Here is a 12,310-nt window from a genome sequence, read left to right on the forward strand (position 1 = left end):
GTGCTGGATCTTACCCGCTGGTAACCTCGGCTTCTGCGTGAGGATCACCTCACCCGCACGACCTTGCCGGCCGGGTCGAGCTCGATCGTCACCATCACCCGCGGGTCGCCCTCCGTCCGCGCGCAGATGCCGTAGCTGTCGCCGAGCCGCCGGAACGGCTGGCCCACCTTCCGCATCACCTGGACCGTCGTCATGCCGGGGTCCACGAGCCGGTTCACCGCGGCGACCGACTTGCGCAGGCGCGGGTTACGGCACGAGTCGGGCGCGATGCCGACGGCCCGCTCCCACATCTGCAGGTAGGCCTCGGCGCCGCGCGTCATGTCGTCACGGATCTGCCGACCCTGGCCGCGCCGCTGCGCGTCGGCGACCTTGCCGAGGTCCTGCACCCAGTCGGGGTAGAGGCCGTACTGCGCCACCCCGTCGCGGTTGATGTCCCAGACCCGCTTGCCGGCCGTCTGCCTCTTGATCTTTACGCCGTTGATGCCGCGGAACGGGTAGGTCACCGGGTTGGGGACGTCGACCCCGCGCGGGTTGCCCTGGGCTCCGAGGCCGTTGATGTCGGCGCCGAAGCCGATCCCCCAGTAGTAGCGGGGGTCCGCCCACTCCACGTGCTTGCGCCACTTGTCCACGAATCCGGTCGAGTCGCCGGCGTACGGCGTGATGAACCCGCCGGCCTCGTAGATCCGGGGGTAGGTGTCGGGCGTCGACCACGAGTGGCTCGAGATCACGCCTGGGTAGCCGAGCTTCTCGATGAGGTCCATCGAGGCCTTCCGCGCCTTCACGCTCATGTGGTCGGGGTCGAAGATCATCTGCCGCTCCGCCAGCGCCCGGATCAGGTGCTTGCCGAGGTCGGTCAGGCCACGCTTGTTGCAGTGGTCCGGCTCCGGATAGATCGGCAGCGCCGGCAGGTTCCCGCCGAACAGCTTGAGGATCGCGCCGAAGATCGCGTCCTGCTCGGGCAACGTCGGCAGCACCGTCTGGTTGTTGTCGTGGCTGAGGCCGTCCTCCGGCTCGCAGTGCTCCATCTGCCAGAAGGACAGGGTCTCCAGGAAGTTCGCGGTGTTGACGAGCAGGCCGACCTCACCGGGGTCGCCCGCGACCCCGGCCAGCGCGTTGTCGAACTTGTTGACCAGCTCCATCTGCCGGACGCCGAGCTCGTGCATCTCGTCGAGGTTCGCGTCGATCTCGGCAGTGGTGCAGGCGGGCACGTCCTTGCCGAGCACCACCTTGACCGTGCACCCGAACGGGATGCTGGTCTCGATGCCCATCACCACCGCCATCTTCCCGGCGTTGATGACCTTCCGCGCCTCGAACGGCGTGCGCACGATCCGGTAGAAGCCCTTGCCCGGCCCGCCGAACTGGGCGTCGACGTAGTCCTGGAACTCGTACATGTCCCGTGCCTGCAGGCGGATCGAGTCCATGTCGTCGCAGGAGTTCCGCTTCAACGGATAGATCTGGCACAGCTTGTTGTTCTCGACGAGCAGGTTCACGAACAGCCGCTGCCCACCGCGCCAGGCCCGTTCGAGCCAGCGGTAGTAGGTGCCCTCGTGCGTCAGCGAGTTCGGCGCCGGCCAGTCCTTGAACGTGGGCCAGCCGACGGGGTCGTGGGAGAAGCTGCCGGACAGGAACGACTCCAGGATCGCGCCCTTGCCCTGGGTCAGCTCGTGGTCCGGGCAGTCGACGAGCGCGTACGGCGCGCCGTACTCGTGCCACGGGCGACCGCAGTGCACCTTGCCGCCGAGGAACTCGAAAGCCATGCCGTGGGTGTGCGCGTCGACGTAGCCGCGCACCTCCTGGTACGACGTCACGCCACCGTGCGGATTGCCGACGATGTCGACGCCCGCCTCCGGGTACGGCGTGCAGCCGCCGGTCGCGTGCCGCAGCGCGAACGCGGTCGCACCGGACAGGGCGAACCGGTCGCCGCCGAGCGACTGGAACGTGAACCGGCTGCTCGCGTCCCGCCGGACCGTCCAGTCGGCGTCCTTGCTGGGCTCCGCCGCGACCGTCACCGAGCCGCGGCCCCCGGCCAGCACGCCGCCGCTGGTGTGCAGCAGGTAGCCGCCGAGGCGGGTCGCCTTGAAGTAGAGGCGCGCCGCCCGGGAGGCGGCGACGTCGGCCAGCGCGGCGCGGGAGCCGTCGAGCACGACGTACTCACCCGACGGCGCCTGCAGCGTGTAGCACCCTCCGGCCATCGCGTAGCGGGTCCGCGGCACCGCGGTGCGCTCCGGGTAGGCGCGCACCCGGACCAGCCTGGGGTCGGGCAGCGCCCGCTCCCGCGCGACGTACGACACCGAAGCGCGCCGTTCGGCCGCGGTGGTCGGGTCGACCGCGCCCTCCTCGAAGCCGGCGCGCGAGACGAGGTTCTTCGTGGCCGGGTCGTCGTGGCGGTGCGGCGGCGTGCCCGGCGGGTCGGTGTGGGGGACGCCGAGCGCGCCCTTGTCGAGCTCCGAGGCCGCTGCCAGGTCGACCGCCCGGCCGCTGCCGCCGTTCGGCACCGTGATCGCGGTGGCCACGACCACGGCCGCTCCGACGATGGCCAGTCCGACTCGCACCGAGTGCTTGCGTTCCAACGCCGACCCCTGTCATCCGCTCAGCCGCATAAGCGCCGTCGGCGGTCGCGTGACCACCGACACACCCTCAACGACGCACATCCTCCGAGGCGACGGCTAGTGGGTCAAGCGACCCAGATAAATCCCGGACCCCCGGACACGACGAAGGCCGCCCCCACCGGGAGCGGCCTTCGTGCGTTGCTGGATCGCTAGGTCAGCGGATCGCCTTCTTGACCTGCGCGCGGGCGATGCCGAGGTCGATGACCGCGCCGGTGCCGTCGAGCAGCTTGACCCGCAGCGCGACCACCTCGAGGCCGCCACGGACCTTGCTCGTCACACCCTGCTCGATGCTCAGCAGACCCGGGATGTCCAGGATCTCGCCCAGCGGCGGTAGCGTGATCTCCTCGCCGTTGACGACGATCTTCAAGGTCTCGGTGCCGTTGGAGTTCGTCACCAGCTTGCCGGGTCGACGCGAGACGTTGGCACGAGCCTTGATGCCCTCGATGGTGACGGCACCGCCGAGCAGGCTGATCTCGGCGATCGAGGCCTCGGCGTAGGCACGAGCGCGCCGGCGACCTGCCTGCACGCCGAAGACCTTCGCGTTCAAAGCGCCGACCGTCAGCAGGCCGGGGATGTCGAGACCGACCGTGCTCAGGCCCTTCTCCTCGCCTCCGGTGCCCTCGCAGGGCAGGTCCTTGCTCGGCGTGCGGCCGATGGTCAGGATCGGGTCGAGCACCTTGCCGCGAAGGCCGGCGGCGAAGCCGCTCATGATCGAGTTGACGACCTCGTTGGTCATCCGAGCGCGCGAGAGCGCGATCTTGACCTTGGTGTCGGTCGCCAGGATCTCGACGAGCAGGGCCTGGGCGCGGGCGAAGATCATGCCCGGCTTCTTGGTCACCTTGGTCTCACCGAGGGTGATCCGGAGGATGCCCGGGATCTCGATCGGCTTGCCCAGGGTGGGGATGTCGAGGACGAGCGGCTCCTGGCCGGGCAGCGTCAGCACCAGGCCGGCGACCTTGGTGTCGACCTCGGAGTGGAAGCCCGTGGCGTTGTGCCAGACCTTGGCCCGCGAGGTGACGGCGCCGAGCGAGAGGCTGCCGAGTGCGGTCTCGAGGAGGGTGATGCCCGCGAGCTTGTGCTCGGAGATCGCCGAGACGGTCTTGCCCTTCTTGACGGTCTGGACCTTGGTGGTCAGCGCGTCGATCTCACCGAGACCGGGCAGCTCGACCTGGGCGACACCGTTGTTGCGGTCGAGGTTGGCGAGCGTCGTGCACGTGATGTGGGCGAAGCCGGTGGCCCCGGACGCGAGCGGGATCTGGCCGCCCTTGATCGCCGTGCCGTAACCCATCGCGTGCAGGCCGAACTTGGTCGCGACCGGTGCCGCAGCGGCGGCCTTGGTCGGCACCACCGGTGCGGCGTGGGCGGGGCCGCCCGGAAGCAGGATCGCGGTGCTGACCATGGCCAGCAGGGCTCCCCGCAGGGCAAGTCGTCGCATGACTGAGTACTCCTTCAAGACAGAGTGTGCGGCGCCCGCTCCCTCTGAGGGCCGCGAAAGGTAGGAGGATCGTAACGTCTGGACCAGTGGCCTGTTACGAAAATAGATAACGTGGAATGGCGTGTCGGGAAACGGCCTCCGGGCATGATTTCTTGGTGAAGTTTCGTCCGGTCCGCGCTCTGGTGGCGGCTGTCCTCGTCCTGCTCCTGCTCGCGGCCTGCGGCGGCGCCGACCCCGACGAGAGCGAGGACGACGCCGATCGTCGTACGACGCCCGCCGGCTCGGCCACCCCGGAGACCCCGGACGAGGACGGTCCGGACGCGCCCGACGACCTGTCCGGAGCGGTCAGCGAGACGCGGGAGGACTCCGTCTACCCCGACTTCGGCGACCCGCTGGTCGACGCCCTCCACTACGACCTCTCGCTGGCCTGGACCCCGGAGGCCGACACCCTCGTCGCCACCGAGCGGCTGACGTTCCGGGCCACCGCGGACGCCGAGCGCGTGCAGCTCGACTTCGACGACGCGCTGGCGATCGACTCGCTCACGATCGACGGCGAGGACGCGACCTACGAGCGCACCGAGAAGGACCTGCTCGTCGACCACGCGGTCGCGGCCGACCAGCAGTACGTCCTCGAGCTGGCCTACAGCGGCACGCCCGAGTCCTACGACGCGCCGACCCAGCGGTCCGACTTCGCCGAGGGTGTCGGCTGGAACATCACCGACGAGCACGAGGTCTGGACGATCCAGGAGCCCTACGGCGCCTTCACGTGGTACGCCACCAACGACCAGCCCGCCGACAAGGCCTACTACGACTTCACGCTGACCGTCCCCGCGCCGTGGACCGGCATCGCCAACGGGGAGCTGACCGACACCACCGAGACCGACGGCCTGCGCACCACGACCTGGCACCTGGCCGAGCCGGCGGCGTCGTACCTGGTGACGGTGGCGTTCGCCGACTACACCCCCATCGAGCTGGAGTCCTCCTCCGGCGTGCCGATCACGATCTGGGGACCGACCGACGACCCCGCCGCGATCGGCGAGACCGAGTACGCCCCGGAGGCGATGGACTGGCTCGAGCAATACCTCGGCCCCTACCCCTTCGACACCTTCGGGATCCTCGTCTACGACGGCAGCAGCGGCATGGAGACGCAGACGATGGTGACGTTGGGAGCGACGGAGTACTCCACCTCCCGGGAGGTCGTGGTCCACGAGCTCGCGCACCACTGGTACGGCGACACCGTCACCCCCTCCGACTGGATCGACGTGTGGATGAACGAGGGCATGGCGATGTACCTCCAAGGCATGTGGGAGGCCGAGGACGAGGGCATCACCGTCGAGGAGAAGATGGACAGCTGGGCGGAGTTCGAGGACGAGGAGCGTGCGTACGCCGGCCCGCCGGCCGACTACGACCCGACCAACTTCGGCTCCGGCAACATCTACTTCGGCCCGGCGCTGATGTGGCACGAGCTGCGCGAGCGGGTCGGCGACGACGTGTTCTTCGCGCTGCTGGAGGACTGGCCGGCCGACCAGGAGAACGGCAACGCGGACCGCGCGGAGTACGAGGCGTTCATCGAGCGGGAGACCGGCGAGGAGCTCACGGCGTTCTTCGACGACTGGCTGCTGGGCGAGCGGACGCCGCCGCGCGAATGACCCGATCTGACCAGTGACGCAGCGGTAGAACAGGTTCTACACTCCGCGGATGCGCATGCTCCCTGCGCGGGTCGCCGGCGTGGTGGCGGCCTTCGCGCTCCTGGTCGGCCCGCTGACGCCCGCGGCCGAGGCGGACGCCGTGCTGCCGCCGCTCCCGCCGATCCCGGCCGTCCCGCTGCTGCCGATCCCCTCGCTGCCGACCGACCTGCTGGTGCCGAAGTTCATCGGCTCCGAGGCGACCCCGCAGCCGCTGGCCGCGCCGCCGGTGCCGCAGCACCCGTTCCTGTCGGCCAACGGCACGAGCAGCATGCACAACGACGCCTACAGCACCGACGCGTACGACGTCAGCGGGCCGGTCGGTCACAAGCTGACCGTCCGTTCGCGCAGCTACGGCGTCCGCGAGTGCGCCACCATCGCGTTCGACTCCCAGGACCGGATCGTCGGTCTGTGCGGCGGTCTCGAGGGCTTCACGATGATGGTGATCGACCCGGTCACCCTCAACGTGATCGACGAGGAGCGCATCTCCGCGCGTGACGTCACCACCGGCGCGAACCCGCTGACCGACATCTGCGGTGGCACCTACTTCTTCCTCGACCCGAACGACCACGCGTTCGCGACCACCACCGACCTCGGCATCGCCGAGGTCGAGGTCGGTGCGACCGGCAGGCTGGAGCGGCTGCGCGACTGGTCGATGGCGTCGTACCTCCCCGACGGCGACTGCCTCGTCGCCACCGGCGTCGACTGGTCCGGTCGGCTGTGGTGGTTCAGCCAGCAGGGGGTCGTCGGCACGCTCGACCGCGCCACCGGCGCCGTACAGACCGTGCAGCTGCCCGACGGCGAGGGCATCTTCAACTCGATCTCCGCCGACGAGACCGGAGGCATGTACCTCGTAACCACCCATGCGACGTACCGGATGGACGCCACGCCCGCCGGTGCGCCCGAGGTGAGCTGGCGGATCCCCTACGACCGCGGCACCACCACCAAGCCGGGCATGCTCTCGCAGGGCTCCGGCACCTCCCCGACCCTCATCGGCGACCGGTGGATCGCGATCGCCGACAACGCCGAACCGCGCAGCAACGTGATCGTCTACGACCGCCGCCTCGGCGTCCCCGACCGCCTCCACTGCCAGGTCCCCGTGCTCACCGCGGGGGCCAGCACCACCGAGAACAGCCTGGTCGCTGCCGGGGAGTCGCTGATCATCGAGAACAACTACGGCTACAGCGGGGTGCAGGCGACCCTGCTCGGCAGGTCGACGACGCCCGGTCTGGCGCGGGTGATGATCGACCCCGACGGCTGCCACGTCGCCTGGACCAACGACGACGTCATCGCCCCGTCCTCCGTCGCCAAGGCCTCCCTCGGCAACGGCCTCCTCTACGCCTACACGAAACCGGCCCGCAAGGACCTCATCGACGCCTGGTACGTGACCGCCATCGACATCCGCACCGGCGAGGTCGCCTGGAGCCGCCTCACCGGCACCGGCATCCAGTGGAACAACCACTACGCCTCGATCTACCTCGGCCCCGACGGCGCGTTGTACGTCGCCACCGTCGCCGGCCTGATCCGCCTCGCCGACGGGTGAGGGGTCGGTCGTCGCATAGCCCTCGCCCCGCGGTCATTGGTCGTCGAGTAGCCCCGAGCGCTCTGCGCGAGGCGCGTATCGAGACGCCGCCGGCCGACCGCTACCCGGCGAGACGCGTCTCGGTACGCCCTCGCCACCACCGGTCGTCGAGTAGTCCGAGCCGCTAGGCGAGGACGTATCGAGACGCCGCAAGCTGCCTGCGGCCTTGGGGCCATGGGTGGTAGCGCTACAGACGAATTGCATGGCTGGGCGCCGTCGTTGGTTGCGGGGCTGTGCCCCCTAGCCCTGCGCCGGTGACGGGAGGCCTGAGGTGCTCCCTGTGGTTGCGGCAGAGACCTGGCACCACCATTCGTCCACAAACAGTCCGTGGAGAATCCCTGTCCACAGGCGGGTCCTGCGCACTTCGTAGTGTCGGTGGTCCCATGTTGAATAGGTGTCATGGATCTCGGGACCGCACCGCTCTTCGACCTCCCCGCCCCGCTGGGCGCAGAGGCCGAGGAGGCGCTGGCGCCGGTCGTGCTGACGCGGTCCCAGGAGCTGCTGTCCGAGATCCGTCGCGACGAGCAGGTCATCCGCGACCGTGAGATCGCCAAGATCCGCCACATCGCCGAATGGGCGCTCGAGCACGTGGTCGACGACGAGGCCGATGCCGCCACGCTGACCGAGCGTGGCCTGGACACCGGTCTCCCGGTCGCCGGCCCCGGCGCACCCCTGGTCAGCGACTTCGCGGTCATGGAGCTCTCCGCGCTCCTCGGCCGCTCCATCGATTCGGGCCGTTCCTACGTCGGCCAGGTCGTCGAGCTTGCCCACCGTCTCCCGAAGACCTGGACCCGAGTGCTCGAGGGTGCCGTGCCGGTCTGGAAAGCGCTCCGGATCGCCGACCACACCCGGTCCCTGTGCCAGGAAGCTGCTGGGTTCGTGGACCGCCAGCTCGCCCTCAGCGCACAGGGCTGCACCTGGACCCAGCTCGACCGACTCATCGAAGAAGCCCTCGTCCGGTTCGCCCCCGAGACCGCCGAAGAGAAGCGCCGGCAGGCTCTGGATCACCGCCACGTCGACACCGGCCTCGACCACGTCGGGGTCGACGGCACCGCGAACGTCTCCGCGACCCTCGACATCGCCGATGCGATCGACCTGGAGAACGCCCTCTCCCGCCGGGCCACGTTCCTCGGCCAGATGGGTGATGAGGACTCTCTCGACGTCCGCCGCGCCAAGGCACTCGGTGAGATCGCCCGCGAGGACCTGATGCTCGACCTGCACGTCGTCGACCCCGACACCGGGGAGATCACCAGGACCGTCCCCGGCCGCAAGACCGAGCTCGTCCTCCACCTGAGTGCGAACGACCAGGCCGTCGGCCGCCTCGGGAACACCCAGACCCCGATCAGCCCCGAGCAGATCAAGACCTGGCTCAACCTCCCGGGCACCACCGTCCTCGTCAGGCCGGTCGTCGACCTGGCCGGCTGCCAGCCCGTCGACTCCTACGAGATCCCCGACCGTCTCCGCCGCCAGGTGACCGAACGCGACCACCACTGCGTCTTCCCCCACTGCACGAAACCAGCAGCATCCTGCGACCTCGACCACGTCGACCCGCATGGTGAGGGTGGATCGACCTGTCCGTGCAACCTCGCCCCGTTGTGTCGAGGCCATCACCGGATGAAGACCGCCGACCGAGCGTCGTACCGGATGCTGCACCCCGGGACCTACCACTGGACCCTCGACTCCGGAACCTACCTCGTCGATCCGACCGGCACCCACCAGCTCACCGGCACCAGCCCGCCCGAGCGATAGCTGCCCCGCCCCGAACCCCGCCACTGGCGGGGCCATCGGCATGCGCACGGGTCATCGCCCGTCGAGTAGCGCCGCGCGCCCTGCGCGCCCCGGTCGTCGAGTAGCACCGAGCGCCGTGGGCGACCCCTCGGTCGTCGAGTAGCGCCGAGCGCGGGCTCCTCGACGACCGAAGCGCGGGCTGGTCGACATTCGGGCGTCAGCCGGTCGGGATGCTGATCGACTCGAACACGCAGGTGACGCTGATGCTGATGATGTCGGCGAAGACCTGCGGATTGCTGGCCGGGTCGATGTCGCCGACGAACTCGAGGTCGTCGTTGAGGACGCCGAGCTGCTGAAGTTCGTCGACCCCCTTGTCCTCCACCAGACGGCGGGCGGTGCACTCGGCGTCGAGGCCGGCGAAGTTGGCGTCGGCGCGAAGGGCGCGGGCGATGCTGTCGGCCGCCGTGCGCTCGTCGGACGTGCGGTCGTCCCCGCCGGTGGGGACGTCGGTCGAGCCGTCGGTGCTCTCGGTCGCAGGGCGGGCGGAGGCGTCGGCGCTGGTGTCGTCGCCGTCGCTGCTGACGACGGCGACGGCGACGACCACGCCGATGACGACGAGCAGGACCAGGGCCAGGCCGAGGCCGACGAGCAGGCCGGTACCGCGGCCGCCGGGCTCGCTGCCGGCGAAGAGATGAGGCGCCGGCGTGTAGGGCGCGTACGACGGACCCGGGTCACCGCCGGCGCCACCGACGGCGCCACCGACGGCGCCACCGCCGACCTGGACCGAGGCGGGTGCGGGGTGGCTGCGCAGGACGCGGCGGAGGTCGTCCCGCATGCCGGCGGCCGACGGGTAGCGCTCTCCGGGCTGTTTGGCCATGGCGGTGCGGAGGATCCGGTTCACCTCGGACTCGAAGGCCCCACCGGCAGCGAGCTGCGGGACCGGGGACGAGACGTGCGCGTTGACGAGCTGGTAGTCGGTCGTGCCCGTGTACGGCGCACTACCGACCAGTGCCGCCCAGAGCAGGCATCCGAGTGAGTAGACGTCGGAGGCGGTGCCGTGCCGACCGCCCGTGTGCAGCTCGGGCGCCATGTAGCTCGGCGTGCCGACGACGAAGCCCTGGGTCGACAGGGTCTGGCTGTGCTGGGGGTCGATGTCCGTCCGGCGAGCGATGCCGAAGTCCGCAAGGTACGCCGAGACCTCCTCGCCCCGGATCCGGAGGAGCACGTTGGCCGGCTTGATGTCGCGGTGCACCAGCCCGGCCGCGTGCGCGTCCGCGAGGCCGGCCGCCACCTGCGCGATGACGTCGAGCGCAACGCCGGGCGGCGGCGGTCCGGACGCCTTGACCATCGCGCCGAGATCGCCGTCGGGGATCAGCTGCGAGGCGATGTACAGCGCGCCGGTCCCTCCTGAGCCTGCCGAAGGGTCGGCCTCGCCGTGCGCGAACACCTGCACCACGTGCGGTGAGTCGAGCGAGGCCTGGGCCTGCGCCTCCTGGGTGAACCGCACCCGGAACGCCGGGTCGCTCGCGAGGTGCGGGGTGATGACCTTCAGAGCGACCCTGCGGCCGAGCACCGTGTCCACGGCCTCGTAGACCACGCCCATGCCGCCCTGGCCGAGCCGGCGGACGACCTCGTAGGGGCCGATCCGCCGGCCCGGCTCGGGGAAACCTGCCGTCGGCGTGGACACGCCTCGTTCCTACCGCTCCGGGCAGGCTCGTAGCCACTGCCCGTCCACAAAGCCCCGCGGGCAGCGGGTCTCAGAGTGGTGGTCTCAGAAGAGGAGAGCCGTCGCCGGGTCCTCGACGATGCCGGCGACGTCCGCGAGGAACTGCGACCCGGTGGCTCCGTCGATGTGCCGGTGGTCGAACGACAGCGCGAGCGTCGTCACCTGCCGCACCACGATCTCGTCGCCGACCACCCACGGCTTGGGCTTGATGGCGCCCATGCAGAGGATCGCGGACTCGCCGGGGTTGATGATCGGCGTGCCCGCGTCGACCCCGAAGACACCCACGTTCGTGATGGCGAAGGTGCCGCCGGCCATGTCCGCCGGCTGCGTCTTCCCCTCGCGGGCGGTCGCGGTGAGCGCCTCGAGCTCCCGCGCCAGGTCGACGAGCCCGAGGCCGTCGGCGTCCTTGACGTTGGGCACGACGAGGCCACGCGGCGTGGCGGCCGCGATGCCGAGGTTGACGTAGTTCTTGACCACGACCTCGCCGGCCGCCTCGTCCCAGTAGGAGTTGATCATCGGCGTACGACGCATCGCGAGCAGCACCGCGCGGGCGAACACCAGCAGCGGCGAGACCTTGACGCCCTTGAACTCGCGGCGCTCCTTGAGCCGGGCGACCAGCTCGATCGTCGCGGTCGCGTCGACGGTGACCCACTCGGTGACGTGGGGCGCGGTGAACGCCGACTCCGTCATCGCCGAGGCCATCATCTTGCGCACACCCTTGATCGGCTCGCGGGTCTCCCGCTCGCCGGATCGCGCGGACACGTGGCTCGGTGCAGGCGCAGCGGCGGGGGGTTCGGCCACCGGGGAGCCGGCCGCCGACTCGACGTCGGCGCGGGTCACCACCCCACCGGGCCCGCTCGGGGTGAGCGAGCGCAGGTCGATGCCCAGGTCCTTCGCCAGCTTGCGCACCGGCGGCTTGGCAAGAGTCCGGACGTCCCCGGTCGCGCCGGCGGGGGCGGCAGGGTCGGCCGGGACTGCGGACCCGTTGTCCGGGACCGGCTCGCCCGCGGCCCGGGCCTGCACCTGCGCGTCCTCGGCGACGGTCGAGACCAGGCCCGCCACCTTGGCGTGCTGGTCGGTGGCGTTCTGGTTGAAGACGTCGTGCACGTCGGCGAGCGCGGTGCGGACGCCGGCGGCCTCCGCGAGCGGACGCCGGGCCCGGCGGGTCGCGCCACGCTCGGCCTTGGTGCGGCCGACCAGCGACTCGCCCTCGCCGCCACCGCTGGCGGCGGGGTTGGACAGGTCGATGTCCATCGGTCCGTCGGCGCCACCGGAGCCGGCTGGAGCCTCCCCTCCGGTGGTCGAGCCTGTCGAGACCCCGATGGCGATGATCGGCGTGCCGACGGGAACGGTCTCGCCCTCGGCGACGAGGATCGCGGTGACGGCGCCGGCGTACGGCGAGGGCAGCTCGACCAGCGACTTGGCGGTCTCGATCTCGACGACCACGTCGTTGACCGCGACCACGTCGCCGACCTTCACCTTCCAGGTGACGATCTCGGCCTCGGTCAGGCCCTCACCGACGTCGGGAAGCAGGTACTCGGGCAC

Annotated in this window: 7 protein-coding genes; 3 read left to right on the plus strand and 4 right to left on the minus strand. The window is 70.5% G+C overall.

Annotated features, from left to right (window positions below; all coding sequences use genetic code 11):
* Nucleotides 1–44: 44 nt before the first annotated feature.
* Nucleotides 45–2,570 (minus strand): peptidase, encoded by a 2,526-nt coding sequence (locus tag DJ010_RS08535; protein WP_109693250.1) that lies wholly within the window; start codon nt 2,568–2,570, stop codon nt 45–47.
* A 193-nt stretch (nt 2,571–2,763) separates the two neighbouring features.
* Nucleotides 2,764–4,044 (minus strand): choice-of-anchor P family protein, encoded by a 1,281-nt coding sequence (locus tag DJ010_RS08540; protein WP_146207293.1) that lies wholly within the window; start codon nt 4,042–4,044, stop codon nt 2,764–2,766.
* Nucleotides 4,045–4,199: 155 nt separating this feature from the next.
* Between DJ010_RS08540 and DJ010_RS08545 the strand changes: the two genes are divergently transcribed.
* The 3 genes from DJ010_RS08545 (at nt 4,200) to DJ010_RS08555 (ending at nt 9,060) form a co-directional block, all read left to right on the plus strand.
* The gene (locus tag DJ010_RS08545; RefSeq protein ID WP_158282976.1) at nt 4,200–5,693 is read left to right on the plus strand and encodes a M1 family metallopeptidase; all 1,494 of its coding nucleotides are present in this window, start codon (nt 4,200–4,202) and stop codon (nt 5,691–5,693) included.
* Nucleotides 5,694–5,742: 49 nt separating this feature from the next.
* Nucleotides 5,743–7,272, plus strand: coding sequence for a hypothetical protein (locus DJ010_RS08550; RefSeq protein WP_109693253.1), 1,530 nt, complete (start codon nt 5,743–5,745; stop codon nt 7,270–7,272).
* Between the two features lie 438 nt (nt 7,273–7,710).
* Complete coding sequence (locus tag DJ010_RS08555; protein WP_109693254.1) at nt 7,711–9,060, plus strand: HNH endonuclease signature motif containing protein; 1,350 nt, start codon at nt 7,711–7,713, stop codon at nt 9,058–9,060.
* A 196-nt stretch (nt 9,061–9,256) separates the two neighbouring features.
* Here DJ010_RS08555 and DJ010_RS08560 read toward each other — a convergent pair whose 3' ends face one another.
* A complete protein-coding gene (locus DJ010_RS08560) occupies nt 9,257–10,726 on the minus strand; it encodes a serine/threonine protein kinase (protein ID WP_109693255.1) in 1,470 nt (489 codons plus the stop codon).
* Nucleotides 10,727–10,810: 84 nt separating this feature from the next.
* Entirely contained in the window at nt 10,811–12,310 is a 1,500-nt protein-coding gene (locus tag DJ010_RS08565) for a dihydrolipoamide acetyltransferase family protein (RefSeq protein WP_109693256.1), read from the minus strand.

The organism is Nocardioides silvaticus (genome assembly GCF_003160695.1).
GTDB classification, from domain to species: domain Bacteria; phylum Actinomycetota; class Actinomycetes; order Propionibacteriales; family Nocardioidaceae; genus Nocardioides; species Nocardioides silvaticus.

Coding starts and splice junctions, on each gene's coding strand:
- DJ010_RS08540 (WP_146207293.1), bottom strand. CDS start 4,044: ATGCGACGACTTGCCCTGCGGGGAGCCCTGCTGGCCATGGTCAGCACC.
- DJ010_RS08550 (WP_109693253.1), top strand. CDS start 5,743: ATGCGCATGCTCCCTGCGCGGGTCGCCGGCGTGGTGGCGGCCTTCGCG.
- DJ010_RS08555 (WP_109693254.1), top strand. CDS start 7,711: ATGGATCTCGGGACCGCACCGCTCTTCGACCTCCCCGCCCCGCTGGGC.